This is a genomic window from Microcoleus sp. A006_D1 (assembly GCF_036702805.1).
Classification (GTDB): Bacteria; Cyanobacteriota; Cyanobacteriia; order Cyanobacteriales; family Microcoleaceae; genus Microcoleus.
Genome location: NZ_JAUBVZ010000008.1, coordinates 144897 through 169710 on the forward strand (window position 1 = coordinate 144897; position 24814 = coordinate 169710).

Annotated in this window: 36 protein-coding genes and 1 pseudogene; 15 read left to right on the plus strand and 22 right to left on the minus strand. The window is 45.9% G+C overall.

Annotated elements, in window-relative coordinates; translation table 11 throughout:
- Positions 1-8: 8 nt before the first annotated feature.
- From QUB68_RS16540 to QUB68_RS16570, 7 genes are all read right to left on the minus strand, one after another.
- On the minus strand, positions 9-167 hold the full coding sequence (locus QUB68_RS16540) for a hypothetical protein (protein WP_332994394.1): 159 nt from the start codon (positions 165-167) through the stop codon (positions 9-11).
- Between the two features lie 54 nt (positions 168-221).
- Positions 222-548 carry a hypothetical protein gene (locus tag QUB68_RS16545; RefSeq protein ID WP_332994397.1) on the minus strand — a complete coding sequence of 109 codons (327 nt, stop codon included), beginning with the start codon at positions 546-548 and terminating at the stop codon, positions 222-224.
- 8 nt (positions 549-556) lie between these two features.
- Positions 557-895, minus strand: coding sequence for a papain-like cysteine protease family protein (locus tag QUB68_RS16550; RefSeq protein ID WP_332994399.1), 339 nt, complete (start codon positions 893-895; stop codon positions 557-559).
- On the minus strand, positions 876-1118 hold the full coding sequence (locus QUB68_RS16555; RefSeq protein WP_332994401.1) for a hypothetical protein: 243 nt from the start codon (positions 1116-1118) through the stop codon (positions 876-878). Before QUB68_RS16555 ends, QUB68_RS16550 begins: the two co-directional genes overlap by 20 nt.
- A gap of 80 nt (positions 1119-1198) precedes the next feature.
- A complete protein-coding gene (locus QUB68_RS16560; protein ID WP_332994402.1) occupies positions 1199-1354 on the minus strand; it encodes a hypothetical protein in 156 nt (51 codons plus the stop codon).
- Positions 1347-1526, minus strand: a complete 180-nt coding sequence (locus QUB68_RS16565; RefSeq protein ID WP_332968911.1) for a hypothetical protein — start codon at positions 1524-1526, stop codon at positions 1347-1349. The genes QUB68_RS16560 and QUB68_RS16565 overlap by 8 nt, the downstream gene beginning before the upstream one ends.
- A gap of 3 nt (positions 1527-1529) precedes the next feature.
- The gene (locus QUB68_RS16570) at positions 1530-2003 is read right to left on the minus strand and encodes a type II toxin-antitoxin system VapC family toxin (RefSeq protein WP_332994404.1); all 474 of its coding nucleotides are present in this window, start codon (positions 2001-2003) and stop codon (positions 1530-1532) included.
- Positions 2004-2223: 220 nt separating this feature from the next.
- Here QUB68_RS16570 and QUB68_RS16575 point away from each other — a divergent pair, with 220 nt between their 5' ends.
- On the plus strand, positions 2224-2430 hold the full coding sequence (locus tag QUB68_RS16575; RefSeq protein ID WP_332994406.1) for a hypothetical protein: 207 nt from the start codon (positions 2224-2226) through the stop codon (positions 2428-2430).
- Here QUB68_RS16575 and QUB68_RS16580 read toward each other — a convergent pair.
- From QUB68_RS16580 to QUB68_RS16600, 5 genes and pseudogenes are all read right to left on the minus strand, one after another.
- A complete protein-coding gene (locus QUB68_RS16580) occupies positions 2427-2678 on the minus strand; it encodes a type II toxin-antitoxin system PemK/MazF family toxin (protein WP_442923097.1) in 252 nt (83 codons plus the stop codon). The genes QUB68_RS16575 and QUB68_RS16580 overlap by 4 nt on opposite strands.
- 1 nt (position 2679) lies before the next feature.
- A pseudogene (locus QUB68_RS16585) lies at positions 2680-2766 on the minus strand (type II toxin-antitoxin system PemK/MazF family toxin); the annotation flags it as partial.
- Positions 2753-2980, minus strand: coding sequence for a ribbon-helix-helix domain-containing protein (locus QUB68_RS16590; protein WP_332994408.1), 228 nt, complete (start codon positions 2978-2980; stop codon positions 2753-2755). The gene QUB68_RS16590 and the pseudogene QUB68_RS16585, both read right to left, overlap by 14 nt.
- Positions 2981-3182: 202 nt before the next feature.
- Complete coding sequence (locus QUB68_RS16595; protein ID WP_332994410.1) at positions 3183-3431, minus strand: hypothetical protein; 249 nt, start codon at positions 3429-3431, stop codon at positions 3183-3185.
- Positions 3432-3478: 47 nt separating this feature from the next.
- Positions 3479-3889 (minus strand): hypothetical protein, encoded by a 411-nt coding sequence (locus QUB68_RS16600; RefSeq protein ID WP_332994412.1) that lies wholly within the window; start codon positions 3887-3889, stop codon positions 3479-3481.
- A gap of 50 nt (positions 3890-3939) precedes the next feature.
- Here QUB68_RS16600 and QUB68_RS16605 point away from each other — a divergent pair, with 50 nt between their 5' ends.
- The 4 genes from QUB68_RS16605 (at position 3940) to QUB68_RS16620 (ending at position 5286) form a co-directional block, all read left to right on the plus strand.
- Positions 3940-4065, plus strand: a complete 126-nt coding sequence (locus tag QUB68_RS16605; RefSeq protein ID WP_332994414.1) for a hypothetical protein — start codon at positions 3940-3942, stop codon at positions 4063-4065.
- The gene (locus QUB68_RS16610) at positions 4056-4415 is read left to right on the plus strand and encodes a hypothetical protein (RefSeq protein ID WP_332994417.1); all 360 of its coding nucleotides are present in this window, start codon (positions 4056-4058) and stop codon (positions 4413-4415) included. Before QUB68_RS16605 ends, QUB68_RS16610 begins: the two co-directional genes overlap by 10 nt.
- Before the next feature lie 228 nt (positions 4416-4643).
- Positions 4644-4967, plus strand: a complete 324-nt coding sequence (locus QUB68_RS16615; protein ID WP_332994419.1) for a DUF433 domain-containing protein — start codon at positions 4644-4646, stop codon at positions 4965-4967.
- Complete coding sequence (locus tag QUB68_RS16620) at positions 4951-5286, plus strand: DUF5615 family PIN-like protein (RefSeq protein WP_332994421.1); 336 nt, start codon at positions 4951-4953, stop codon at positions 5284-5286. Before QUB68_RS16615 ends, QUB68_RS16620 begins: the two co-directional genes overlap by 17 nt.
- A 158-nt stretch (positions 5287-5444) precedes the next feature.
- On the opposite strand, the gene QUB68_RS16625 is transcribed toward QUB68_RS16620, so the two are convergent.
- Positions 5445-6665: a hypothetical protein gene (locus QUB68_RS16625; protein ID WP_332994423.1), complete on the minus strand. Its 1221-nt coding sequence runs from the start codon at positions 6663-6665 to the stop codon at positions 5445-5447.
- Positions 6666-6761: 96 nt separating this feature from the next.
- Positions 6762-7247: a pentapeptide repeat-containing protein gene (locus QUB68_RS16630; RefSeq protein WP_332994426.1), complete on the minus strand. Its 486-nt coding sequence runs from the start codon at positions 7245-7247 to the stop codon at positions 6762-6764.
- 178 nt (positions 7248-7425) lie between these two features.
- On the opposite strand from QUB68_RS16630, the gene QUB68_RS16635 reads away from it, so the two are divergent.
- Both QUB68_RS16635 and QUB68_RS16640 read left to right on the plus strand, forming a co-directional pair.
- Entirely contained in the window at positions 7426-7569 is a 144-nt protein-coding gene (locus tag QUB68_RS16635) for a hypothetical protein (protein ID WP_332994429.1), read from the plus strand.
- 197 nt (positions 7570-7766) lie between these two features.
- The gene (locus QUB68_RS16640; RefSeq protein ID WP_332994432.1) at positions 7767-9464 is read left to right on the plus strand and encodes an ATP-binding protein; all 1698 of its coding nucleotides are present in this window, start codon (positions 7767-7769) and stop codon (positions 9462-9464) included.
- Positions 9465-9602: 138 nt separating this feature from the next.
- Here QUB68_RS16640 and QUB68_RS16645 read toward each other — a convergent pair whose 3' ends face one another.
- The gene (locus QUB68_RS16645; RefSeq protein WP_332994434.1) at positions 9603-10619 is read right to left on the minus strand and encodes an adenosine kinase; all 1017 of its coding nucleotides are present in this window, start codon (positions 10617-10619) and stop codon (positions 9603-9605) included.
- An 85-nt stretch (positions 10620-10704) separates the two neighbouring features.
- On the opposite strand from QUB68_RS16645, the gene QUB68_RS16650 reads away from it, so the two are divergent.
- The 4 genes from QUB68_RS16650 to QUB68_RS16665 all read left to right on the plus strand — a co-directional run bounded on the left by QUB68_RS16650 (position 10705) and on the right by QUB68_RS16665 (position 14071).
- A complete protein-coding gene (locus tag QUB68_RS16650; protein WP_332994437.1) occupies positions 10705-12270 on the plus strand; it encodes a bifunctional aminoglycoside phosphotransferase/ATP-binding protein in 1566 nt (521 codons plus the stop codon).
- Between the two features lie 30 nt (positions 12271-12300).
- Entirely contained in the window at positions 12301-12681 is a 381-nt protein-coding gene (locus tag QUB68_RS16655) for a hypothetical protein (RefSeq protein WP_332994439.1), read from the plus strand.
- 150 nt (positions 12682-12831) lie between these two features.
- Positions 12832-13626 (plus strand): YdcF family protein, encoded by a 795-nt coding sequence (locus QUB68_RS16660; protein ID WP_332994441.1) that lies wholly within the window; start codon positions 12832-12834, stop codon positions 13624-13626.
- Between the two features lie 211 nt (positions 13627-13837).
- Positions 13838-14071 (plus strand): hypothetical protein, encoded by a 234-nt coding sequence (locus QUB68_RS16665; protein ID WP_332994443.1) that lies wholly within the window; start codon positions 13838-13840, stop codon positions 14069-14071.
- A gap of 152 nt (positions 14072-14223) precedes the next feature.
- Here the strand turns inward: QUB68_RS16665 and QUB68_RS16670 are convergent, their stop codons facing one another.
- Both QUB68_RS16670 and QUB68_RS16675 read right to left on the minus strand, forming a co-directional pair.
- Positions 14224-14457, minus strand: coding sequence for a ferredoxin-thioredoxin reductase variable chain (locus QUB68_RS16670; RefSeq protein WP_332994444.1), 234 nt, complete (start codon positions 14455-14457; stop codon positions 14224-14226).
- A gap of 250 nt (positions 14458-14707) precedes the next feature.
- A complete protein-coding gene (locus QUB68_RS16675) occupies positions 14708-17491 on the minus strand; it encodes a DUF3536 domain-containing protein (protein ID WP_332994446.1) in 2784 nt (927 codons plus the stop codon).
- Between the two features lie 363 nt (positions 17492-17854).
- Between QUB68_RS16675 and QUB68_RS16680 the strand changes: the two genes are divergently transcribed.
- The 4 genes from QUB68_RS16680 to QUB68_RS16695 are packed head-to-tail and all read left to right on the plus strand — an operon-like array spanning position 17855 to position 21408.
- Positions 17855-18094, plus strand: a complete 240-nt coding sequence (locus QUB68_RS16680; protein ID WP_332994448.1) for a hypothetical protein — start codon at positions 17855-17857, stop codon at positions 18092-18094.
- Positions 18095-18097: 3 nt separating this feature from the next.
- Positions 18098-18529, plus strand: coding sequence for a HEPN domain-containing protein (locus tag QUB68_RS16685; RefSeq protein WP_332994450.1), 432 nt, complete (start codon positions 18098-18100; stop codon positions 18527-18529).
- A gap of 3 nt (positions 18530-18532) precedes the next feature.
- Positions 18533-19903 carry a tyrosine-protein kinase family protein gene (locus tag QUB68_RS16690; protein WP_332994451.1) on the plus strand — a complete coding sequence of 457 codons (1371 nt, stop codon included), beginning with the start codon at positions 18533-18535 and terminating at the stop codon, positions 19901-19903.
- A gap of 8 nt (positions 19904-19911) precedes the next feature.
- Positions 19912-21408, plus strand: a complete 1497-nt coding sequence (locus tag QUB68_RS16695; protein WP_332994453.1) for a P-loop ATPase, Sll1717 family — start codon at positions 19912-19914, stop codon at positions 21406-21408.
- A gap of 143 nt (positions 21409-21551) precedes the next feature.
- Here QUB68_RS16695 and QUB68_RS16700 read toward each other — a convergent pair whose 3' ends face one another.
- The 5 genes from QUB68_RS16700 to QUB68_RS16720 form a co-directional block, all read right to left on the minus strand.
- Positions 21552-22493 (minus strand): GNAT family N-acetyltransferase, encoded by a 942-nt coding sequence (locus tag QUB68_RS16700; RefSeq protein ID WP_332994456.1) that lies wholly within the window; start codon positions 22491-22493, stop codon positions 21552-21554.
- Positions 22490-22909, minus strand: a complete 420-nt coding sequence (locus tag QUB68_RS16705) for a VOC family protein (RefSeq protein WP_332994457.1) — start codon at positions 22907-22909, stop codon at positions 22490-22492. The genes QUB68_RS16700 and QUB68_RS16705 overlap by 4 nt, the downstream gene beginning before the upstream one ends.
- A 33-nt stretch (positions 22910-22942) precedes the next feature.
- Positions 22943-23233, minus strand: coding sequence for an antibiotic biosynthesis monooxygenase family protein (locus QUB68_RS16710; protein WP_332994460.1), 291 nt, complete (start codon positions 23231-23233; stop codon positions 22943-22945).
- A 173-nt stretch (positions 23234-23406) separates the two neighbouring features.
- Positions 23407-23736 (minus strand): CRISPR-associated ring nuclease Crn3/Csx3, encoded by a 330-nt coding sequence (gene crn3, locus QUB68_RS16715; RefSeq protein ID WP_332994463.1) that lies wholly within the window; start codon positions 23734-23736, stop codon positions 23407-23409.
- A 44-nt stretch (positions 23737-23780) separates the two neighbouring features.
- The gene (locus QUB68_RS16720; RefSeq protein WP_332994466.1) at positions 23781-24710 is read right to left on the minus strand and encodes a DUF192 domain-containing protein; all 930 of its coding nucleotides are present in this window, start codon (positions 24708-24710) and stop codon (positions 23781-23783) included.
- Positions 24711-24814 lie beyond the last annotated feature (104 nt).

Genomic DNA, 24814 nt, shown 5'->3' on the forward strand with positions numbered 1-24814 from the left:
GTGAGAAATTATAAGGGCGATCGCTCTTTTTGACGAAAGGGCGATTCCCTACGGGATAGCTGCGCTCGCGCGTACTTTTGAACCGCAGAGACACGCGGATGGACGCGGATGGGGGAAAGGCCGATCGCGCTTTTTGACGAAAGGGCGATCGCTCTTTTATTAACCACAGATGGACGTGGGCTGAGTGCGTGGCTTGAGTGATGAAGTAACGAGCTTTCGCCTCATTTTACGGATATTTTGACTTCCTTATTTAAAGAGAATTGTGCTATTTCTATGAATTCAAAATCACCAAGATTAATGGGAAATTCTAGAAAGTCTCCCTGATTAAATTGAGACGTTAGCTTGTACAGTTTAACACTGGCTTCTGGATTCCATCTGAAGGTTTTGCAGAAATGCCGATCGCCCTTGATTAACGGGATAGTTTGTCCCGAAACTTTTGCTGTTTCTGCGGTCATCGTAAACTGATGCTGCTCTCGATCGAGCAATACGATCATATTGAATGTTCCCAATTCGCTAGCTGGTTCTATTGAAAGCACTGTGATATTCATGGGATGCCTCAGAAAACTGCAATTTGATTCCAAACCTTTAAAAATTCATCTATATTCATTTTATACCTTGTCCCTTCCCAGGGGTCTCGAATTAGAACAAGTCCTGTCACATCGAGACCGTCAACTACTACCATGTGTCCGACTCTGTTACCAAATTCTTTCATTTGAGCCATCCACGACTGTTCAGTATTTAATAACAGGTTAAAAGCTGCTAGAGGTGTTGATGTATCAATAAAACCAGCTTGCCATCGATGAGAAGTAGCCGGAGTCAGTTCGTTAAGGGCATTGGCAATTTCTTCAGCCGATGTGGGTGCTCCTGTTAAATTTTCATTCTTCGCCTTGCTCAATATTAGCAATTCCTCGGTCTTTGAGGAGTATTTCAGCACTAGCAGGGCCACAAGATAGGTTACTTTGCTGTCTGACAACTGTGGGGTCAACAATTTCATCAATGACTGACCAACGACCACCCGCTCCTAAAAGTGCTGGCGATTCCTCTTGAGGTTCGGGGGAACTGCTAGGCTTTTTACTGATGAGGATACTCCTGAGAAAAAGATAGGGGTTATTAGTCAATTATAGATGGTGAGCTTTATTGTCACAAGGTCGATCGCTCTTTTTGACGAAAGGGCGATTCCCTACGGGATAGCTTCGCTTCACGCTCTTTTGAACCGCTGATGCACGCTGATGGACGCGGATGGGGGAAAGGGCGATCGCTCTTTTTGACGCACCGGCCGATCGCACTTTTGAACCGCTGATGCACGCTGATGGACGCGGATGGGGGAAAGGGCGATCGCTCTTTTATTAACCACAGATGGAGGTTGGCTGAGTGCGAGGCTTGAGTGATTTTGAGATTATTTCCCTGCCACTTTTAGCCTGCTTTTTCTGCCAATCTGCAAACATAGCATCCAAGTCGTAGTTAAATGACTTAGCGTGTTCTTCACGAATTCGGTGAATTTCCTCCAGGATCTCATCTTGCCACATAAATTAACCTCCTAGTAGTTCGTAAGGCGTACACAATATCGGTAATTGGTATCCGAAATTAAGACTAATTTCTGCAAGTTTTCTCTGGATTTGAGCGTTAGCGATATGCTTGCAGTTCCATGTTAGCAGGTAATCTAAATCGTAAACGGTAGCGGTTGCAATATGAACTGCATCATTAGCAGCTTTGGGAGGAAGATTGCTTCGTGCGAGAAATTGTCCTGCTAAGTCTCGTACAGCTTGATTGAGTTCCAGCAATGGAAAATCGCGAATTATCTCCAAACGTTGAGTCGCAATCTCTGAGTCCCCTTCTGCTATTTCGTCCAAAACAACTTGTGAGATATAGAGTCTGAAGTTGCTTCGCCGAAATTCCCACCAATCTCGTGTTACCTCAATGTTTGCAGCTATAATCAGGTTTTTGGTGGCTCTGGCGGTGAGGTAGCCCAAGATACTGGTTTCGATGTAGACAGTTTCACTCATACATAATAGATTGTAACAAAGATTTTTTTAACAATACCATTGCTTGTTGAGCTTAGGGATAAATATCATTGTTACATGGTGTAATATTCCTTTGGAAGCATCGCGCTTGTTGGTATTTATAGAAGATTCGATCGCTCTTTTTGACGCACCGGTCGATCGCACTTTTGAACCGCAGATGCACGCTGATGGACGCGGATGGGGGTAAGGTCGATCGCTCTTTTTGACGCACCGGCCGATCGCACTTTTGAGCCGCAGAGAACTCACAGGCGGGACGCCCGTGCCACAATGGATGCTGATGGGGGAAAGGCCGATCGCGCTTTTTGACGCACCGGTCGATCGCACTTTTGAACCGCAGAGAACTCACAGGCGGGACGCCCGTGCCACAATGGATGCTGATGGGGGAACGGGCGATCGCTCGGCGAGTTAATCTAAGTCTAAGTGAAGTTTGAGAGCAGCATCTATCAATTGCATCATTTCCGGGTTCAAGTTTCCTACTATATTCGCAGCAATCCGTTGTTTAGAAATTGTCCGCACTTGCTGCGCCTGCACTTTGGAAGCTTTGGATAAACCGCTGTCCTCTGAAGTAATTAAAACCTCGTGCATGGTAAACACGGGTGACATTAGAGGTAATTGGTATAATTGTAACTGTGTCGGCTGCGCGGTTATTTGCATCATTGCTCACTACCAGCACGGGACGGCGTTTATCCATCTCAGAACCAACCGCAGGGCCCAGATTAGCATAGTAAATTTCACCACGTTTCATCTGTCAATCCATCGGCAATTGTTATATCCCAAGCGGTGTCAATTTCACTGGATGCTTGTCGGTAAGCGGATTCTAGTTCTTGATTTCGCAATAGTTCGAGAGCTACTTCTATTACTTGGGAGGGCGATTTGCATCCTTTAGTAATTTTGTAGGTTTCAATAAACTGTAGTAGCGATGGTGGTAAGGAGATTGATATTTTTTCGGCTTGCGTCATCTTGGCAATTGGTAATTACGAAGATTATTGCTTGATTATAGCACGAGGGGGAAACAATGGTCAATGTTACTATTGAGAGGCCGATCGCTCTTTTGAACCGCAGATGCACGCGGATGGACGCGGATGGCGGAAAGGGCGATCGCACTCAGGTAGCAGTAGGACAATAAAACCTAGATTTAGGTTGTTTCATCGTTAATTTTTGTCAATTTTGCAAAATATACTGACTGATAATCTGTTTGAGTTCTTGAGGAGCTTCTTTGGCAATCGCCGCTCCTAAATCGGGACGAACAACCCACCACCAAACCAGTGTTTCTAAATGATTTGGTGGTTGATCGTTGGGACACCATTCAATATTATTTTCGTTGATACCAATAATATTGGCACAAAGATCGTTGGCAATGGCAACGCGATCGTCTAGTTTTTCAAATTGTACGATATCTTGCCAGGGCATTTGATGTGGAATACAATTGAGTATTGATTGGATGTCTAGAGTCAGCATTAAACTGTACCTCCGAAAGCTCTAATAACTGTAATGCCAAAGTCTTGTTGTTCTTCAAAAGATTTAGTGCCGATCCATGCTCTAACTGTTAAGGTATTCGTACCAGTTAGTTCGGGTTGGATGGAGTTGTATAGATTGGTAATTTCTTGATGAATTGACCCCGTACCGTGTTCGAGTCGGATGAGATTGCCTGTATTGTGTATTGCTTCTGCTCCAAATCGTTGTAAGTTTGATGTTGTTTGCCCAACTATATGATGCCACGCTAAGCCCGATCCTGCCACTCCCATCGTTCTTTTAAATTCACCAAAGGTTTGAAAGCTTTGCCCCGGTCTTCTTGGTGGGATGACTGTCCTTAATGCTAGTTCGCTAGCTAGTCGTCTAGCTATTTCTCGTCTAGTTTCGTCTGTCATTTATCTGAATTAGCTTGCACTGCTTTGACTTAATATTATCATGGGATATCTTGCTTACCGCTAAACTTGATGTTATTGAACTAGGTAATATAAAAAGGGCGATCGCTCTTTTTGACGCACCGGTCGATCGCACTTTTGAACCGCAGATGCACGCTGATGGACGCGGATGGGGGTAAGGGCGATCGCGCTTTTTGACGCACCGGCCGATCGCACTTTTGAACCGCAGATGCACGCGGATGGACGCGGATGGGGGAAAGGTCGATCGCTCTTTTTGACGCACCGGTTGATCGCACTTTTGAACCGCAGATACACGCGGATGGACGCGGATGGACGCGGATGGGGGAAAGGTCGATCGCTCTTTTTGACGCACCGGCCGATCGCACTTTTGAACCGCAGATACACGCGGATGGACGCGGATGGGGGAAAGGGCGCTCTTTTTGACGAAAGGTCGATTCCCTACGGGATAGCTTCGCTCGCGCGTACTTTTGAACCGCAGATACACGCTGATGGACGCGGATGGGGGTAAGGTCGAGATCTCTTTTTGACGAAAGGCCGATTCCCTACGGGATAGCTTCGCTCGCGCGTACTTTTGAACCGCAGATACACGCTGATGGACGCGGATGGGGGAAAGGGCGATTCACGATCTGGATAGCTACAGATCGCACTTTATGAAAATTTCCAAGCGATCGAGCTTATGAAACTCTCCGTTTTAGCTATAATAGTATTATTTTTGAATCATACCTAATAAAATATCATGCCAACAACAGTAAGTGTAGAACACATTGAAATGACACCGGGAATGCGCGGCGGGAAACCCCGAATAGCTGGGACGAGAATCGCCGTACAAGATGTGATGGTGATGCACCTAAAAATGGGTTATTCTCTTTTAGAAATTGCCACTAAGTACGATTTGCTTGTCGCCGCCGTTTATGACGCTATGGCTTATTATTACGATCATCGCCAAGCAATTGACAGAGAAATGGCAGAAGATGATGCTTTTGTGGATGAATTTATGCGTCAAAATCCCGGTAGGTTACAAGCAAAAATAAAGGAATTAAAAGGTGAGTCTGAGAATTAGGTTTCATTTAGATGAGCATATCGATCGTGACATTGCTAGGGCGTTACGTCTCTATGGTATTGATGTGACGACAACGGTTGAAGCAGGATTAAGGACTAAGATGGATGAGCAGCAGTGGTTGTTTATTCAACAACAGCAGCGAGTGCTTGTTACTCAGGATCGAGATTTTCTAGTTATGGCTGGTATGAGTAACAGTCATCCTGGTGTGGCTTACTTTAAACAGGGGAGTCGTTCGATGGGACAAGTAATAGAAACTTTGATTTTGCTCTATGAGATTTACACATCTGAAGATATGGTCGGAATGGTAGAGTATTTGTGACGGGGAAGGGCGCACTTTTGAACCGCAGATGCACGCTGATGGACGCGGATGGGGGAACGGGCGATCGCTCTTAGTGGTTTTAGGTAAATGAGAAGGCGATCGCTGGACTACTAACTTTCAACTTCTGAGTATGTAATGAACTCGGAAAGAATTAACCACTAATTGAGTTCATTAACAGATATATCTCGCCCATCTGCTGCCTCACGTTTGATGAGAACAGCACCGTAAACTACTCCTCTGCCGTAATTAGCCCAATGGAAGTTTGGGTATCCTCCTCTGTAGCCATTTCTTGCTGCCCAGTCACTGACAGCTCGAAATAGTTCCTCTGGGGTTTGAGGGTTTCTTAACTCGTTAGTTGGGATGTCCCGCCAGTCTGCTGCCTCACGTTTGATGAGAACAGCACCGTAAACTACTCCTTTGCCGTAATTAGCCTGATGGAAGTTTGGGTATCCTCCTCTGTAGCCATTTCTTGCTGCCCAATCACTGATAGCCCGAAACCGCTCTTCTGGGGTTTTAGGGTTGCCTAATTCACTAGCTGGTATATCTCTCCAATCTGCTGCCGAAGTTTTTATTAGCATTGAACCGTAAACAGGCCCTGTGCCGTAATTAGTCCAATTGAAGTTTGGATAACCGCCTCTGTAACCGCGTTTTGTTGCCCAGTCATTAACAGTACGGAACCTTGGTTCAAGCCTCATCTGACCGACTAATTCAGTTCCATCATGTTGGTTATATCCTCCTATATCTGGTAGATTACGCGACTCATAGAACCGAAAACTATTGGCATCGTCAAGAGGGACTGACGCAAATGTATCACCATTACATGACGGGTTTTTACGGGGCTCAATGTGTATGTGAGCATATCCGCTGGGAGTAAATTTTTCTGGATTTACCGTACCCAGTACAGTTCCTTCCTCTACACGTCCAGGCTTCACTCTGCTACCAGGATTTAGATGACCAATGAATAGGCTCCCGCCCCCAGATTCGGGCGTTAGACAGACAAATTCACTCAAACCAACCATGTAAGTTACATTTCCTGTTACAGGTGCCAAAACTGGTTGATTGTTGGACGCACTATTTGTACCGGGTTGGCATCCTGCTACTCCTGGTCTAAAACTGCTTTTTGTAAATGATAAGTCCAAAGCGAAAGTCTTTCCATACTTAGTCTTTTCACCATGACTAATTGTTCCATTGTAACCTTGGCAAACATACCAATATTGACCAGCCTTAAACGGAAGACCAATCCTCCGAACTCTTGGTTGCACTAACACTTGCGCTAGGCTGCTCCCATGTGTTACTTCCAACAGAATGGGTATGGATATAGCTATTGTAAAGGCGATCAGCAAGCGCATCCAAATTTTGGGTAGATTGAAAATTTTCATGGTTCATTGCTAATACAGGACAAGCGATCGAATGCGTAATCTTTAGTAAGATTGCAATTGAATTTAATCGTTAATCTTACTGACAGGTAACTCTTTTTACTTGTTGATTGTGCCGTCAGGCATTGTTGCACCGCTAAGGTCAGCCCTCTTTAGAAGACTACCAGCTAAGTTTGCACCTAACAAATTCGCTCCTTTTAAGTTAGCGCCAGTCAAATTTGCACCTAATAAATTCGCTCCTTTTAAGTTAGCACCAGTCAAATTTGCACCACTTAAATTAGCATCGTGTAGGTCAGTTTCACTCAAATTTACACCGCTCAAATCGCACTTATGACACTGCTTAGTTGTCAACAACTGCCTGAGTTGATTTAGAGTTTTTTGGGTACATAGGCTTGTTAGATTCACCACTCTGCCATCGGCTGTTTGCATATAACATATCCAATTATCCGTCTCTGAAGTAGGTGTTACAGAATACGTCGTAGCTTCTGCTACCCTAATTGGGAACACAAGATACTTGAATACTTCCAAAAGCAAGAAGCCTAGAAAATAAAAATTCCGGTGGCGATTTTGTAAACTTTTCAACATAGCAAATGAATTGAGCGCAATGATATCAAGCAAACAGAATTGCTTTTAGCCGCCCCGATCGCACTCGCATCCACTGCACTACCCAACAACACATCATCTGTAAGTAACTTCATAAATCCCATCTCCTCAAAAATATAGTTGCGTAAAAACCAGCAAAGCCCGCCTTGCAAGCCTTTCTATGTATCTATCAGGGCGTTCATCTGCTTTTTATGCAAATCGCCCGATTTTTGTAACAAAACTTTACATTGCTCAAATAGCCGTGAAGCGGAGCTATCCCCTAGGGAATCGCCCGATCGCCCGATCGCCCTCGATCGCACCCTAAAACTTAGATATGTAGCAGCAATCCGAACTCATCACTTCACAATACTCCAGAATCCTGAATCTGTATCGGCTCAACGGCTCATCCTTTGGCTCAGCATAAACGGCTCATTTGTCTCATTTAGCTCATTTAGCTCATCTTTCGGCTCTCCGATGTAATCTATAATTCCATTGGGGCAAAATTATGGTAAAGGGGTAAAAATGGCAGGTTTACTCAGAGCATCCGAGGAAGGGCTAAAAATCATCGATATGGTAAGACGCAATTTCGGATGGAATAAAACTGAAGATACCTGGTGCAAAGCGGCTCTAACTTCAAAAGCGACTTTAAAGCGATTTTGGGCGCAAAACCGAATTCGACGCGAAACATTTATCGATATTTGCAAAGCTGTAGGAATCAATAACTGGGAAGATATTATTGAGCGCAATGATATCAAGCACACAGAATTACTATTAGCCGCAGCGATCGCAGATATCGCCCCAGACACCCAAACCGATCGCACATTCGCACTTCCCGACAACATACCCCCAGTCTGGAATTGGCTCGATCGCACATCCCACCTCAACACCCTAAAAACCCTGCTACTCAACCTAGACAACCGAAATCCACCCCCAAATGCGATCGCCCTTGTCGGCTTACCCGGAATCGGCAAAACAACCCTAATCAGTCAACTCATCCGCCAACTTCAAACAGAAAACAATCCCTTTGTCGCCGTCGCTTGGCAATCATTGGAATTCGTCAAAAACCAAGCACCTCAATTTGATTGGTTTCTCGATTCCCTCCTATCTGCACTTTCCTCCGTAGATACACCTAACTTTTCCGATCAAAATGCACCAAGTGCGGCCCCAGTGCACTCATTCCAAAAGATCGAAAAACTGCTAAAATTGCTCAAAAATCAACCCTGCTTAATTGTGTGCGATCGCCTAGAAACAATTTTGCAATTTGGGCGAGCCGAAACAGCCGGATATTTTGCCGAAACCCAATCCGAATACGCTTGGTTATTCAAACTACTTATAGAAACAGCACATCAAAGTAAAATCATATTTATCAGCCGCGAAACCTTAGCAGAATTGCCACCAACAATTACCCGCAAAATTAGGCTCGATGGACTCACAAATAATTCCGCCATTGCCCTATTGACATCATTTAATTTAATCGGTACAATAGAAGAATTAATCGAACTTGCCCACCGCTATCAAGGACATCCCGAAGCATTGCAACTAATAGCCTCATTGATTCGCGATGACAGCGAATATCAAGGCAATGTCAGCAAATTTTTGCAAGATAGAGACTGGTTGCTAATTCGACCGATTGAGAGTCTGCTAGATGAAATCATCGCCCGTCTTAGCGACATTGAGCGAACTTGCTTGAGCCGAATTTCTGTCTATCAAACCGCAGAATATCCGCTGAATTTTGCGGGAATTGCGGCTCAAATGCCGGAAGTTAGCAAGTACGAACTCAAAGAAAATATTATCCTCGCTCTCAAACGCCGACAATTGCTGTATTATGATTTTCAGCGGTCATCTTATCAGTTGCATCCGTTAGTGCGCGAAAAGGGCGATAGATTGTTGAATCAAAATCCCGAAAACTTTCGCAGCGCACACCGCCAAGCTTACCACTATTTTATCAGCATTCCCCTCAAACCTGAATCGGAATGGCAAGATATCGAGGATATTAAGCCGTTGATCAGAGCACATTATCATGGGTGTCAAGCTGGGGATTTGGATGCAGCAGCGACGGCTATTTCTGGAGTTGATGGATATCTGAAAGTGTGGAATTATCCAGAACAGATTTGCAGTCATCCGCAGCTACCTTTGTTGGCTGATGTGCAAATTCATGTTGAAGATAGTACAAATTTTATGTCTGAAACTGAGTCCTCGATCCCCCCTAACCCCCCTTAAGAAGGGGGGGACAAGAGTGTTTTGCGTCCTTAAGAAGGGGGGGACAAGATTCCGATCAAAGTCCCCCTTCCTAAGGGGGATTGTGGGGGATCTCCGGGGCATAAATAGTGTTAAGCCAAGCGTATTGCATTTTAATTCCTAACCAGAAATCACCTGATTCAGCAAATGAGCCTGGGAACCCTCAAGACGAGGCCCATGAATCAGCACCACCCTAGAAGCTAAGAAATTGCCCCAACGAGCCGCTTGTGCAGCACTCAAACCATTAGTAATTCCAAACAAAACACCGCCAGCAAAAGCATCTCCAGCACCCACAGTATCGATCGCCTTTACGGGAAATCCAGCCACATCAACAATCTGCTTGTTTTCCACCACCATGCAGCCCTTATCCCCATTCGTGATAAAAGCTAAATCCGAAATCTCGCTCATTTTTCGAGCACACTCTTCTAGAGATTCCTCCTTGAAAAAGCTCCGAACTTCATCAGCATTGCAAAAAATTACATCGCAATATTCCGAAACCACCTTGTGAAAATCATCCGCAAATCGATCGACCAAAAAGCCATCCGAAAAAGTAAAAGCCACCTTCACACCCAGACGCTTAGACTGCTCCATCGTCTCAATGCTAGCCTTTCTGGGTTCGGGAGCATCCCAAAGATAGCCCTCAACATAACTGTACTTGCAGTGAGACAGGCGATCGACATCAATATCAGTCACCGCCAGAGTAGTAGAAACCCCCAAATTAGTACACATCGTGCGTTCCGCATCCGGCGTAGTCAGCACGACACAAGTACCCGTGGGCCCATGGGACTCAGTAGCAGGATGCACGTTAAAATCAATCCCCGCCGCCAGCAAATCTTGGCGGTAAAATTCGCCGTTAGTATCCTGAGCAACCTTCCCCGAATAATACCCTTTACCGCCGCTCTGAGCCAAGCCAATCATCGTATTTGCGGCCGAACCCCCCGATCGCATTTGCAGCGAATTGTGTTCCAAATCGTGCAAAATTCCCCCCTGGGTTTCCGAATTCATCAGCGTCATCCCGCCACGATTCAGCCCGTGTCCGACTACAAATTCATCTTCCACCAATGCTAAGATGTCCACTAGGGCATTGCCCACGCCGAACACATCCACGGAACCGGAACCTTGATTGTTTTCTGTCATCACTAATTTTTGGTTTACACTAACTATCAACTCTATAATAAATCGGCTTCAATACAACATCCAAAATCTAAAATCTTAAATCGATATGACTGATACTTCCCTCCCCCTTCTGATTCAGCAAATGTTGCAGCCCGGGTTTTACCCGCACGGCGTGACAGAACCCGTGCAGCTAATTCAGACTCACGCTTCCTTTGTCCTGCTGACAGGAGATTATACTTACAAAATCAAGAAACCAGTCAATTTTGGCTTTATGGACTATTCGACTTTGGAGAAACGGCAGCATTTCTGCACTCAAGAATTGCTGATGAACCGGCGCACAGCACCGGAAATTTATCTGGAAGTTTTGCCAATTGTTCCAACTGGCGATTCGTTTCAACTCGGCACCGATTCACCTGCTTTAACTCCAGCACAAGTTGCTGTAGAATACGCGCTGAAAATGCGGGAATTTCCTCAAGATTCGCTGTTCCTCAGTTTGTTGGAACGCGGACTGTTGACCGCGCAACTTATGGCAGACTTAGGGCGCGAAGTTGCCAAGTTTCACAGCACGGCAGTTACTAATAGCTACATTCGCACATTTGGCGAAGTCGGTCAGATTCGCACAGCAATAGATAACAATTATCAGGTTTCTCACAAATATATCGGCGGGCCGCAGACTCAGACACAATATCAGGAAACTAAAGATTATACTGATGCGTTTTTTGTGGAAAATAATGATTTATTTAAGCAGCGGATAGTTAACAATAAAATTCGCGAGTGTCACGGAGATTTGCACTTGCGGAACATCGCTCTGTGGCAAGATAAAATATTGCTGTTCGACTGCATTGAATTTAACGAGCCTTTTCGCTTTGTTGATGTGATGTACGATGTGGCTTTTACAGTCATGGATTTAGAATCGCGAGGGCGCAGAGATTTAGGCAATGTTTTTCTAAATACTTACGTCGAACAAACAGGCGATTGGGAAGGACTGCAATTGCTGCCGCTGTATTTGAGCCGTCAAGCTTATGTGAGAGCAAAAGTAACTTCGTTGATGTTGGATGATGCCTCGGTTTTAACTGCTGAAAAAGTACAGATTTCACAGACAGCGGCTGATTACTATAAACTGGCTTGGGAATACACTAAACCGCGCCGGGGAAAGTTAACTTTGATGTCGGGTTTGTCGGGTTCTGGGAAGAGTACAGCGGCTCGATATTTGGCTCGCCGTACTGGGGCGATTCACATTCGATCCGATGCTGTTCGCAAACATTTAGGTGGAATTCCAGTCAATGAACGCGGCGGCCAAGATTTGTACTCGGATGCAATGACTGCACGGACTTATGGTAGATTGTTAGAGTTAGGGATAATGCTGGCCCAGCGAGGTTGGGATGTGATTTTAGATGCTAAGTTCGATCGCCAAAACTTGAGAACCGATGCAATTAATCTGGCTCAATCCCGCGGCTTGCCTTTGCAAATCGTTTACTGCACGGCACCAATGGCAGTATTGCGACAACGACTGCAACAGCGCACAGGCGATATTGCCGACGCGACAGCAGAACTATTGAGCTCGCAGCAAGTAGCTTTTGAACCTTTTACAGAATTAGAGCAAATTTCTGTAAACATTGTAGATACCGCGCAAGACTTAGAGGTACAATTAAACTTGATTTGTGGGGAGTAGTTGCAGTGCGAGATCCCTTGCCAATCTTACTTGTCTGCTAATATTGTCAATATCTTTCCGTATTATTACAAACAAAACTTGCAGCTTATGCCAAAATTTAACGGAGACTCCAAGGGGTTTAACCCCGCTCTGATCTGGTTTGTGTTGTTTACCGTTGGGTTTCGCTTAGTAGGATGTAGCCTGCCCGTGAGTCTTGGCCTTGGTGTCATCGGCGGCGTGGCAGCAGGTTTAATGGTGGCTTGGTGGCACAACGAACTACTACTCAACCCGAATACACGTTCCAAGGATAAAACCTCGGATGCTATCCTCAATAAAGAAGTAGTGGAAGTAGACGGGCATAAATATAAAACCTCCCGGCGTGAAGCTACTTCACTGTTTGACTGGTTCTCGACTCCTGAAGACCGCCGCTAGCACCGATTTGTTTTTGTATTGAGTTTTGAGCTTTAAGTTAAAGCGTTCAAAATTCAATACTCAATAATAAAAATCAAAAACTACGGTCAACCAAGTTACTAATTACCGATTCCCCATTCCCGCTAACGAGCAATTGGAATAAGTTGCTGAATGTTTCTATTTTTGTCGAAACTGCTGCCGCTGTTGATTTATCCTTTGGGGTTGAGTTGTCTGTTAATGATGGCGGCTTTAATCACACTTTGGAAGCGCCCCAAATGGGCGGCGGCGCCCGTGGCTGCGGCTCTAATTATTTTACTGCTGGGAAGTAGCGGTTGGGTGTCAAAATCGTTAGTTCGATCGCTCGAATGGCAAAATATACCAACCGCCGAACTCCCGCAAGCATCCGCGATTGTCGTCTTGGGCGGGGGTGTCAAAGCAGCGTTACCGCCCCGCCCTTGGGTAGAATTGGGGGAAGCGGGCGATCGTATCATCTACGCTTCACGACTTTACCGTCAAGGCAAAGCTCCTTTGTTAGTGCTCAGCGGCGGTAGAGTAGATTGGAAAGGCGGCGGGTCTCCAGAATCGGCAGACATGGCAGAAATTGCCCAAACAATGGGCGTACCGGCATCAGCAATTATGCAAGATCCCGATTCAAACAACACTTATCAAAATGCCGTCAACGTGCGGAAAATCTTAGACGCTAAAGGCATAAAAGGGTCTGTTTTGCTCGTGACATCGGCGATGCACATGACTCGATCGCTCTTAATTTTCCAGCGTCAGGGAATAAAAGTTATTGCCGCGCCAACAGATTTTCAGATAACGCAGCAGGATATCGCAGCATCCCAGAACAACTCGCAAGCATTCGCGCTGGATTTATTGCCTGATACCTATTATCTACATCAGTCAACTAAAGCTTTGAAAGAATACATTGGCTTAATTGTGTATCGGCTGCGGGGATGGCTTTAACAGATTTTAGATTTGGGATTTGGGATTTTAGATTGAATATCTTAAGCTAAGAAGGAAGTTCGGCAGCGAGCAATGTGCGGGATGTAACGGATGTAACGGATGCAAGAATTCCCAATGACAACTGACAACTGTCAACTGTCAACTGTCAACTGCTATGTGTTAGCTTAAAGTCATTACAGCCAATATTTGCCACAGTCGCCCCCAAACAATCATGTTGCCCCACGAGTTGCAAAACGTTGTCCCAGAATCGACCCCAGCAGCCGAAATTTTCCAACAGAACCAAATTGTTCGGGAGTTTTACGGCGAAATTAAGTACCGTGAAGAACTACAACGTCACTGTCAGTGGTATTACGCTACAGCCAAGCAGCACCAGCAGGAATTGCAGAAAATGCAGGGAGATTTGAATATCTTCGGTTGGTTCAACCGAGCACGGCACAAACATTAAGAGTTAAACAAAAAAATGTTTATAGTAAGGACTTTAGTCTGCCGATCGACTAACACTCAGAGAAAAGACTGAAGTTCTCACTACAAACTCTACAACATTTATATGACCGGATTTGATATTGTCTTTGGGCTCCGGCGCTGTTTTTGAGAGTGCTAAACTTCAGCAGCTATGACTTCGACTTCATCTTCTTTGAAGTGAGCTCGAAATTTTTTGTCAAACTGAACTAGAACCGGCCAATTAGCACTGACAGGTCTGCCGTGCCATTCGTGAACGATCGCCACGATTTCTCCTTCCATACCCTTAATCTCAACTGCTTGACTGCGATTTTCCGGGTGGTGGTAGACAACAACAGAGTTTTTAACGCAAACGCGATCGCCAATTTTCATAGCTAAAAATTTAGTGTTCTTTCTTCAAAACTTTACAAAGCGTGCAAGTGCAGAACACCTGTAGGCTTTGGGGACAGTCTTTTCATCTTCCCACAGAAGTAGAGCGAAAACTTAAAGAAAATTAGCGGTTGTCTGTCGGTACTTCGATTCCGGGGAACCCCCAATCCCGATCGACTCTCCTTCGATACCCCACGCCCGATCGGTTTCAAGGCCGATCGGGCGGATTCTGGTGCGCCCGAATTGATGCGGGCTAATCGATAGGCGATCGGCTTAACTGACTTAACCAACACTCAACATCAACGGCGAGAGTTTGACCCAACTCCAGCAACTGGCGGATCGAAGACAACTCCCAGCCGCCGTCTGAGCGGGCAATATCCCAGGCAACCGGGTCGACCTTGTTTTCGCCCGCCACCGCAGCTCGCCGTTGCAGCCAGCCCAAACACAGAGGCACAATTTGACTGTACAGCGAATCGAAATACAGTTCCTGCGATCGATCCAAACACAAACCCAGACTCAGCCGATCGCCCACAGCAATCAAACGCTCGATGTGGAGAATATCAGCTTCTAACTTCAGTGGCGATCGCTCATCCACGTCCGATCCAGCTTGCAGCAGCGCGTCAAGTTCGCGCCAAACCAGCCGTTCCAAAATTTGCTTAACTTCGGGAACCTTCAACCGGCTGCGGAGATGGCCCGCTTCAGTGGCGATCGCCTCAATTTCTAACCGCAGCGACTCCCCGTCCCCCATTTCCTGTTCCAGGGCCTTCGCCGCCGTCAAACAGCGGTGTCCCAAAGCCACCTCCGCAGCCACCTGCAACTCTACCGGTACCGGCAATTCGTCGCGGTGGAAAGCCATCATCACCCCGTAATTTTCCCGGTAAACCTGAGTGTAAAGCTGATCCAAGCGAGTCAAATTTTCCTGACTCAGCAACCGGACGATGCGGTGGCGTTCCTCAGCGAACAAATCCCGCAAGCTAAACGACTGATCGCCAAACAACCGCACCATTTCCAGAATCGCGTGGGCTGCGGAAGCTTCTTGCAGAACTCCAAACAACCGCTCTTTCAGCATCGTGTAAGACCGGCTGCTACCAAAAGGCTGAATACAGCAGTGGAAGTCCCAGCCGCCGAGGTGGAACGCAGCAAACACAAAAAGCTCTGTTTCCCGCGTAATTTCGGAAGTTAACTGCAATTGACCCACAGCCAGAGTCATCGATCCCATGCGCTGAATTTGGAAATCTTGCTGTTCGGCCTGATAGCAGTAAACTCGCTGTTCGCGGGGATACTTGGCAAACAGAGAACTAATGGCGTAGTGGGCGGCGACTTGTTTGAGACTGACTTGGGCCGTCGTGACCATTTGGCGGTAAACTTCTGCCCCAGTTTTAAAGCATTCAACATTACTCGGTGCTTGGTCAAGTAATGCGATAAACTCTTTTTCTAGCTGCACACCAGCAACATCCTCGGCCAATTCCAGCGCCCGCGCGGCGTAGCGCAGAATTTGCACACCTTCTGGCCGCGAAATTTCCTCAAAAAACCAGCCGCAGCTAGTGAACATTAACAAAGCGTGGCGCTGCATTTCCAGTAGGCGCAATGCGTCTATCTGTTCGGCGACATCAAGTTCGCGAATTTGATGCCGATCGAGGAAACTGTCAACACTAGCGATCGATCGATCGCGCATCACATCAATATATTCATCTCTCGCCTTCCAGGGATCGCGAAACAGCTTGCTTCCAGCTTCCTCATAAATCGGAATCAGTCGATCGCGCAGCCAATTCAAACTATCGCGTAAAGGTCTGCGCCATTTTTGGTGCCACCCGCCACCACCACCACAGCCACAATCATCTTGCCAGCGATCGACCCCGTGCGAGCAACTCCAAGCCGTCACGGGTTTGAGTTCCACTTCCCAAGTGCTGGGATTTTGACTTAAATAATGAGCATAATTCGTCACCGTCCAGCCCCGGCGGGGAAACTCTTCTGTGAAGGCGTAGGCGAGGCATTTTTCCGTGCTGTCTTTGTGGTGGCCGAAAGTTTCGCCATCCGTAGCCACGGAGATTAATTGGGCCGGTCGGTGGTCTCCCCGTACTGCTTGACCCAAGCGCCCCGCCAAGTGGTGGCTGCTGCTGAGAACGTCATTGAAGCCCATATCCCGCGAGATCGGGCCGTCGTAGAAAAAGATATCGATGTAGGGAGTGTTGGGAGTTGAGGCTGCCGAATGCTGGCCGTGTCCGCGAGTAAGGTGGTGAGTGCTCAGCGGCGAAAGTTGGTGGTCAGCCATCAACCGCATTTCTGGCTTCAAATAGCAGCGGTAGGGGCGAGTCGGATCGATTTGGCCGCCGCCGACTTCGTGCCATTCCGAATCTGTGTGTTGATCTCCTTCTTGGTTTTGCCCGATTAGCGGGCGGCAGCGTTCGGCTTGGGAGGGGGCTAAGACAATGAAGCGGATGCCGGACTCGACTAAAACTTCGAGGGTGGCGTAGTCTACTGCGGTTTCGGCGAGCCACATTCCTTCGGGATTGCGATCGAATCTGGAGCGGAAATCTGCGATCCCCCAGCGAATTTGGGTGTATTTGTCTCGCTCGTTCGCCAGCGGCATGATGATGTGATTGTAGACTTGGGCGATCGCGTTTCCGTGACCGTTGAGGCGCTGACAGCTTTTGCGATCGGCTTCCAGAATCCGCTGGTAAACTTCCGGATCGTAGCGTTCCAGCCAGCTCATCAAGGTCGGGCCGATGTTGAAGCTGAGATACTCGTAGTTGTTGACGATCCCCGTGACTTCGCCGCGGTCGTTGAGTATGCGCGCAAAGGCGTTCGGGCGGTAGCACTCGTTGTCAATGCGTTCGTTCCAGTCGTGGAAGGGAGAGGCGCTAGCTTGGCGCTCGATCGCGTCCAGGTAAGGGTTTTCTCGCGGTGGCTGGTAAAAGTGACCGTGAACTGTGATGCACACTCCCGTTGCAGTAGCGGCGCTGCTTTGGGTTGCAGCCGTCAAGCTGGGCGCAGATACAGGGAGTACGTTGGACTGAGTTTTAGAAATCGAAACCATGCGATGGAATCCTCAAGTAGTTAAAGACAAGAAAACCAGCCTAATTATTAACTTAAACCTTACGCAGCAGGCGTTTGGGCTAGGCATCTGCTGGTGCTAAATTTGGGCAGAAAAATTTTGATTCATTTGTAGTATTGCCAGCAAAGCATTCGTTGCAATGTATCAACCATCGATCCCTGAGTTTTTCTGCCAATGCTTTGCTGTTGGAAGAGTTAATAAAGGTAGCTGTTGCTGCTTTCTGGCACTTGCGACCCATTTCAGGTTAGTGCTTGCAGGGCTGCTGCTTAAGAGTTTTGATTGACATTGCTGGATCTTAAAGTCTTCTTCATTAAATAGCAACTTTTCCCCGGAAAAATTTAATTTTTGGCGATCGGCAAGCGGGCAATTGTGCGGGTAAATTTAACAGCAGGGCGAATCCCCTCAGCAGGGAACGCTTTTAGTGAGGAGTTGGCTGCACCGCGCTGCTATACTGTTGCTGTGGTCTTCCTCCCGAAAGTAGATTTGGATGGTGTCGGGGGCGATCGATGGCGCATTGCCAAAGACAGTACCGGACTAATCCAGAAAATGATTATAGTGCAACTGTCGGAAGTATTCGTTACATAGACAATGCAAGAGTCCTTTTCCAACTCAGCAGGCAGGCATTTACAGGATGCCCAACTTCTCTTGCAAACCCAACGCTGGGATAACGCTGTTTACCTTGCTGCCTATGTCGTGGAATGTTCATTTAAACTACTTGTGGAGCTATACTTTAAACACGATCGAGGTGCGGTAAAGAAGTATGGACACGACCTCACGGAACTTGAAGGAAGCGCAATGGAACGGTTGCGGGTTCTTTATCCCATTTTGGATCGGCAACTTCCGGCTTCAAGAATAGCTGGCACTGTTCTAGCTCAAGATCACCCAGAGAGGAGATACGCCAAGTCTCAGCTTTGGACGGAGGAAGAAGCAAAGTTAGCTGTTCAACGTGCCGAAGAAATTTACCGAGAAATCATCCCCACATTAGTGCTAAATGGATCAATTTCCAGCAAGGATATTTAACACATGACGATCAGTTTTGGTGAAACTTTTGAGCGAGTCCGGGAATGCTTTAAGGAACAAAGCATTGTATCTGAACTTGTGCCTAAGCTTCAGTCTGTAACCATTATTCGTGATGTTAATGGAAAAATTAGACTTTTTCTTGATTTATCTGAAGGTCAAAAACCCGAAGAAGTTAATACTACTAACCTCGAACGGCTTCTTTCTGAAAAGCTAGGGCCTTATTACGGCAAGGATATCTGGTTGCCAGCCGGAGAAAACGATGCTTACAAATCCTTAATTGATATTATCAAGACTGACAGGGAATTTGCATCTTGGGATGATGAATTAGTTCTGCCTCGCTGGTATATTCTTGAGCGTCACATTGCGAAACAGGCATGGACAGATAAAAACGTAGCTGAACCACCTTGGAAACAAGAATTAGTCTCTGAAAAGCGTAAGCCTGCGATCGTATCTTTTTTCTCCTTCAAAGGAGGTGTGGGACGAACCAGTACCCTCGTTGCTACTGCATTGACTTTAGCTCGGAACGGTCATCGAGTTGCCATTGTTGACCTCGATTTAGAAGCACCCGGCCTTGGTACAATTTTTTCACCCGACAACTTCAACAATCCTGGTGTAATCGATTATTTATTAGAAAAGAAGATTCAAGAAAAGGATTGGAAACTTCGCACCCACCTAATAAATATTAACGATCGCACTTTGCGAGGAGATAATGGTGAAAGCCTGCAATTACTTACGGCGGGGACTGTAGATCGAGATTACTTAGAAAAATTAGCCCGTCTTGACTTTCAGAACCTTGTCGGTGGTGAACTGCTAAGTACAATGGGAGATATGTTAAAAGAATTACAAAGTGCAGCAAAACCTTTAGATTTTATTCTGATGGATGCGCGGGCTGGTTTTCACGATATTGGTGGATTGGCGATTGCTAATCTTTCCCATGCGGCAGTTATCTTTGGAACTCAATCGGGTCAAAGTTGGGCGGGGTTAACCCATGTTATCCGCCATTTAGCAAGCCCTGGAGTTGATGAGCGTTTACCATTAATTCTCGTACATTCGATGGCTCCCGCATTAGGAATACCGGGCAGGGAACTAGAGTTAACAGAATTTAGAGAACAAGCATACACCATTTTTCAAGAAAATTATTACTCGGAAAATGAAACTGTTCCTAATGCAAATGATACTGAGGAGCCCTTTACTCCTTTTGTTGTACCGTATCAGGAGACCCTGCGAGGGGACATTGCTCTATTTCCTCGAAACGAAACCCCAGAAGAATCCGATAGACTGTCAGAACTGGTCAGGATTATGACTAATCATCCTTATCCGGATATTGCAGAAAAGTTATGCGGATTTTTCGCTCGTGAATTTAAGACAGATTGATTGAAACTATGAGTGAACTTAATCAACAAAAACTGCTGGAATTGATAATTGAAATCGCCCCCGGAAGGGCGACTGCTGAACGCGAAAGTGATAATGAGGAGACGTTCTTAAAAAATTTCTTGCCGCTCCCAGATTATCGCCATGCTTTAGAACCCAACATCTTGTTAATACTAGGAGGACGCGGGGTAGGAAAAACAGAATTATTCCGTTTACTAGCCATCCCTTCAGGAAGGGAAGCTTTGGTTGAAAGTTTGGTAATCAGAGCATTACCTGCTTTGAGCAAAACCACGTGGATAGCTGGCTTTGGGCGAACTCGCCAAGCAGAAAAGCGATTTCCAGCACCAGACATTGTTGAGCGCCAAATGCAAGGAGCTAAAAATATTGAATGGCGTAGCTTCTGGATCGGTTTAATGTTAGGTGTCATCCTAGAGCAAGAAGAATTTAAGCTCAAAGATTTTCTTCTTGAAGAAATAGAGCCGGAAATCGTTAAGGTACTTAAAGGGAAATTATCTCTCTTGTCAGAATGGCTGCCCCTAGTTAATAACAATATTGAGAAATTAAATTATGTTTTAGATAAGTTAGATGAAAGACTCATTGAAATAGATGATTGGTTGTTTGTCACTTATGACGAATTGGATCGGATAGTTCCTTCCTATGTCGCCTTAGCCAGCCCAATTCGCGAACTTTTGGCTTTGTGGCTCGATCGATGGCGGCGTTGGGAAAGAATACGCCCCAAAATCTTTTTGCGTACCGATCTATTTCGAGATGAATTTTTGAGTTTTCCTGATGCTTCCAAACTGCAAGCCCATCAGATTCGGTTGGAATGGGAACATTCCAGGCTTTACCAACTCTTGGTTAAGCGTCTAGCTAACTCGGGTACTGAAATGACAGAATATTTGCAAAACATCCCACAGTTGATTATTGAAAACAAAACTAGCTTGGGATTGACTGCAACATCAAACGAGAAACTGTTTGAAGAACTGATCGAAAAAATGATTGGCAAGTATATGGGGGCTAACGCTAAAAAAGGAATTACCTATCGTTGGATTCCTAATCACCTTCAGGATGCTGGTGGTCGAATTGCGCCACGTTCTTTTCTGAAATTATTTGCCTTAGCAGCAGACCGTAGATTAAAAGGACAAGTTGAACAGAACCTATCTGGAACAGCAATTTTGCAACCCTCTGACTTACAGGGGGCTTTAATGGATACTTCAGATGATAGAATTAGGGAATTACAAGAAGAGTACCCCTGGTTAGAATCTCTTAAGACGAGCTTAGTAGGTCTGAGTGCTCCCATGCAAAAGGAAATATTTTTAGAGGCGGTAAAATGTACCACATGGAGTCCTGAAAAACAACCACCTGTAACTAACCCTGAAGGCATCTTGCAATATTTACTTCAACTTGGGATTGTAGAAAATCGTTCGGATGGACGTATTAATATGCCTGAAATCTATTTGTATGGGTTTAAAGTTAAACGGAAGGGAGGGGTTAAACGTCCAAAGTAATATTAACGATATTTTGTAAGATATATCTTACCTTACTTTTGAGGCTCAGTCTTTGAACGCTGAAATTATTACCAAAAGGACGATCGCATTTAAAAGAAGTCAAATTGCCTTAATATCTAAGGAAATCCCCAAACAAGTTTACATTAGCGCCAAGTGTCTAATACAAAAATCTCAGATCCATTGTAACCGGGATCGTTTGGCCTGTGCATTACTAAACCTGTACTTTCAGTGCGAAAATGGCGATCGACCATCCTACCATAAGCGACATCATGGCTGGTATTCACTCCAGCCCTGAGACGCAGCATTTTTTGACTCGCCCCAAACGCTTCACAGGCATCGAGCAACCGTTCAAACAGTGCGGCTGCAAGCGTTCCGGGCCGCACAGCCCCAAACTTGACATAGCATACATCACTACCAGCTTCGCTACCGGCACCGCAATGACAAACAGCAAATCCTGCCAAACCTTTGTCATCCCACAGTAAAACCGTATCGCCCAAGTTTTGAGCCTCAACTGCCAAAATGTCGCGCGATAAATCTAGCCCTGGATAAATAGCATCCGTTAGTTGTTGACATTCTTGGAGACAGTGCGATCGCTCCTGGGGAGTTAATTCAGAGTATTTTGTTCCTGGAAACTTCAGCTCAACCGACTGAATTGGTTTTGCCATAATGAAAGTCAGAAAACGCGGGTAAAACCCAAACTTTTGATAAAGCGCGTGGTGTTTTGGGCTGTTGGGAAAAGTAAATAACCCCGCCTGTCGCGTCCCCCATTCCGAGAATCGGTCGATCGCACATTCAATCAAACGTTTAGCAACACCTCGATCCCAAAAGTCAGGATGAACGCTCAGCGGCCCCAAAAAACCCACACTCCCCCAACAAACAGCTATATTCGAGCCAACGAGCTGCCCATCAACCTCGGCTGCAAAAGCCGCTGTCGGATCGACTTGCCATCGAGTTTTAACATAGCTCGCATCACCACAAAAATCAGTAGGTTGAGGCAATCCAATAAAAGTACCAAAGGCAAGTTTAAAAATATGTTCAGCCGTCGATAACTCATTTTCTTGAAGCAGTCGAATAGAGATATTCATGGGGGTTGTTCCTGCATAGTAAATCCAATTTCTTGCCCGTAGGATAGTTCCAGAGTGTGACCGTCCGGGTCTCGCAAAAAAGCCCAGTAGCCGATCGGATACCCAGAATCTTTTGGTTCATCAACCAGTAAGCCTTCATGACGTGCGTTATCGCAGAGAGCATCCATATATTCGCGGCTCTTGCAGCCAACCCCAAGGTGTGCCAATGGAGACAAAACGGGATGTACCGAGTCGGTCTGAATTAGCACAATTACAAAAGGACGAGTGCGGTCAGAAAGCCACACCACAGCAACACCTGCTGCTGCATCAATACGGCGGTGAACGACCTGCATGACCGCATACTTAGAGTAAAAATCAATACTTTGCTCAACATCGGAAACGGGGAGTGCGATGTGAGTTAAACCGATATCAATCATTTGTGATGTTCCTCAATGCTGAGAATTCTAGCTTTACAAAATGACTTCGTAATGTTCCACTGTGGGAAATGGATCGTAAAAGTGGTGCAATAAGGAACGCCACTTTTGATAATCTGGCGATTCTCGAAATCCCACAGTATGATCTTCCAAACTTTGCCACCGCACCAGCAGAATATAACGATTTGTGGTTTCTATACACCGTTGCAGCTCGTGCGAGATATACCCCGGCATAGCAGAAATAATAGCTGAAGCTGTTTTGAAAGCGATTTCAAACTCAGCAGCCATATTAGCTTTAACATCAAGAATTGCTACTTCTAATATCATAGATTTTACGCTCGATTGCTTTCATCTCTAGAGCGCTCCACTAACGCTTTTCGCGAGCAATGACGGTACAAAAGCATTAACTCAAGCGTATTGACTTAACTCAGTAAGCGATATCTTAAGCTCGCACTCCCAAAAAACGCTGTTTGCGCTCCGAAAGAGATGCTCCCAATTTACTAACTCGGCAAATTTAATTTCAATACCTGTCCAACTGATATCTCGTGTTTGTGCGTCGCTACCACCACCGCACCTTCTAATCGCGGATCGTAACATCCAACCCACGCCGCAGGATGGCATTCGTGTACTAAATACCCGTACAGCCAAATCGCCCCTCGGCCTTCAATGACAATTCCTTGGCCCAATTGAACGTCTTCAGGAATTTTCAAACCTTGTAAATCCTCGGGTGTGATAATACCGTCTTGAGTTGCAATTCGCAAGCGCAAATGTTGGTAAGCTAAACCGTCTTGAGTTTGATTGGGGATTATTTTTAATTCTATAGGATTCATGGGATGCACAAATGTTGAATACTTTTACAAAATCATATACCTTTTTAGGGTAAATTGGGAATGCGATCGCCCACTTTCAATCCCAATTGGGCCGCCCTGCCGCCTTTGAGTTCGATCACTCCGTCAACGGGAACATCCGGGCCGTAGTTGGGGCAGGTTTCGCTGAAACACGGCGGTACGTTGGGAATTATCGCCTGCACGATGCCTTGCCGCAGAAAAATCATATCGAGTTCGATTTGCACGTTTCTCATCCAGAAACGCACGTTTCGCGCGGGGGCGATCGGGAACAGCATTCCCCGATCGTCCGGCAATTCTGTGCGAAACATTAAGCCGATCGCTTGTTCTTGGGGAGTTTTCGCCACTTCTAGTCCGAGCGCGCGATCGCCCACAATCGTGTTAACAGAAACTGGCAAAAGCTGACCCATATCTATCCCGCCAAACATCGATATAAAGTTGGATTCAGTCAGGTTATGTTTTCCCAAAACAACTCCTAAATAGTTGCCAAAAATTTTATATTTTATAACAGTTTGATTCTCCGAAACAGAAATATCCAAGTTGCTAAATTTTATGCCTTCTGTCAAGACAATTTTATCATTACCGTTGCCAAAATCTGTAATTACATCAGCTTGGGCGATCGTAGATGCGGCTGAGGTACTTTCAATTACAAATAAATCATCGCCCGCGCCTCCTGTCAAGATATCTTTGCCTTCGCCGCCGATTAGCAAATCGTTACCCCGATCGCCATTAATCCAATCGTCCCCCTCTCCTCCATAGATTGTATCGCTTCCTTGCCCTCCAGACAGCGTATCAGCGCCTTCATTTCCGGCGAGCAAATCATTGTCGCGATCGCCAAAAATCAAGTCATTTCCCCCCAAACCTTGAATTGTGTCATTACCCGCAAATCCTCTCATCGTATCGTTTCCGGGAGTTCCCAGGAGAAAATCGAAGCCTAAAGTACCGTCGATGTTAACCATTTTGTTTTTAATAAGTAAGTCATCACAAAAAACATAGTATCTGGTAGGGGCGGGTTAAGCCACAATCTATAACATCCCAACCAATAATTTTATTCAAAACCCGC

Excerpts from the sequence above, each read along its gene's own strand:
- QUB68_RS16545 (WP_332994397.1), bottom strand. The coding sequence starts at position 548 with ATGAATATCACAGTGCTTTCAATAGAACCAGCTAGCGAATTGGGAACA.
- QUB68_RS16565 (WP_332968911.1), bottom strand. The coding sequence starts at position 1,526 with ATGTGGCAAGATGAGATCCTGGAGGAAATTCACCGAATTCGTGAAGAA.
- QUB68_RS16570 (WP_332994404.1), bottom strand. The coding sequence starts at position 2,003 with ATGAGTGAAACTGTCTACATCGAAACCAGTATCTTGGGCTACCTCACC.
- QUB68_RS16580 (WP_442923097.1), bottom strand. The coding sequence starts at position 2,678 with ATGATGCAAATAACCGCGCAGCCGACACAGTTACAATTATACCAATTA.
- QUB68_RS16590 (WP_332994408.1), bottom strand. The coding sequence starts at position 2,980 with ATGACGCAAGCCGAAAAAATATCAATCTCCTTACCACCATCGCTACTA.
- QUB68_RS16595 (WP_332994410.1), bottom strand. The coding sequence starts at position 3,431 with ATGCCCTGGCAAGATATCGTACAATTTGAAAAACTAGACGATCGCGTT.
- QUB68_RS16600 (WP_332994412.1), bottom strand. The coding sequence starts at position 3,889 with ATGACAGACGAAACTAGACGAGAAATAGCTAGACGACTAGCTAGCGAA.
- QUB68_RS16610 (WP_332994417.1), top strand. The coding sequence starts at position 4,056 with ATGGGGGTAAGGGCGATCGCGCTTTTTGACGCACCGGCCGATCGCACT.
- QUB68_RS16615 (WP_332994419.1), top strand. The coding sequence starts at position 4,644 with ATGCCAACAACAGTAAGTGTAGAACACATTGAAATGACACCGGGAATG.
- QUB68_RS16625 (WP_332994423.1), bottom strand. The coding sequence starts at position 6,665 with ATGAAAATTTTCAATCTACCCAAAATTTGGATGCGCTTGCTGATCGCC.
- QUB68_RS16630 (WP_332994426.1), bottom strand. The coding sequence starts at position 7,247 with ATGTTGAAAAGTTTACAAAATCGCCACCGGAATTTTTATTTTCTAGGC.
- QUB68_RS16635 (WP_332994429.1), top strand. The coding sequence starts at position 7,426 with ATGTATCTATCAGGGCGTTCATCTGCTTTTTATGCAAATCGCCCGATT.
- QUB68_RS16640 (WP_332994432.1), top strand. The coding sequence starts at position 7,767 with ATGGCAGGTTTACTCAGAGCATCCGAGGAAGGGCTAAAAATCATCGAT.
- QUB68_RS16645 (WP_332994434.1), bottom strand. The coding sequence starts at position 10,619 with ATGACAGAAAACAATCAAGGTTCCGGTTCCGTGGATGTGTTCGGCGTG.
- QUB68_RS16650 (WP_332994437.1), top strand. The coding sequence starts at position 10,705 with ATGACTGATACTTCCCTCCCCCTTCTGATTCAGCAAATGTTGCAGCCC.
- QUB68_RS16660 (WP_332994441.1), top strand. The coding sequence starts at position 12,832 with ATGTTTCTATTTTTGTCGAAACTGCTGCCGCTGTTGATTTATCCTTTG.
- QUB68_RS16665 (WP_332994443.1), top strand. The coding sequence starts at position 13,838 with ATGTTGCCCCACGAGTTGCAAAACGTTGTCCCAGAATCGACCCCAGCA.
- QUB68_RS16670 (WP_332994444.1), bottom strand. The coding sequence starts at position 14,457 with ATGAAAATTGGCGATCGCGTTTGCGTTAAAAACTCTGTTGTTGTCTAC.
- QUB68_RS16675 (WP_332994446.1), bottom strand. The coding sequence starts at position 17,491 with ATGGTTTCGATTTCTAAAACTCAGTCCAACGTACTCCCTGTATCTGCG.
- QUB68_RS16685 (WP_332994450.1), top strand. The coding sequence starts at position 18,098 with ATGCAAGAGTCCTTTTCCAACTCAGCAGGCAGGCATTTACAGGATGCC.
- QUB68_RS16690 (WP_332994451.1), top strand. The coding sequence starts at position 18,533 with ATGACGATCAGTTTTGGTGAAACTTTTGAGCGAGTCCGGGAATGCTTT.
- QUB68_RS16695 (WP_332994453.1), top strand. The coding sequence starts at position 19,912 with ATGAGTGAACTTAATCAACAAAAACTGCTGGAATTGATAATTGAAATC.
- QUB68_RS16700 (WP_332994456.1), bottom strand. The coding sequence starts at position 22,493 with ATGAATATCTCTATTCGACTGCTTCAAGAAAATGAGTTATCGACGGCT.
- QUB68_RS16705 (WP_332994457.1), bottom strand. The coding sequence starts at position 22,909 with ATGATTGATATCGGTTTAACTCACATCGCACTCCCCGTTTCCGATGTT.
- QUB68_RS16710 (WP_332994460.1), bottom strand. The coding sequence starts at position 23,233 with ATGATATTAGAAGTAGCAATTCTTGATGTTAAAGCTAATATGGCTGCT.
- crn3 (WP_332994463.1), bottom strand. The coding sequence starts at position 23,736 with ATGAATCCTATAGAATTAAAAATAATCCCCAATCAAACTCAAGACGGT.
- QUB68_RS16720 (WP_332994466.1), bottom strand. The coding sequence starts at position 24,710 with ATGGTTAACATCGACGGTACTTTAGGCTTCGATTTTCTCCTGGGAACT.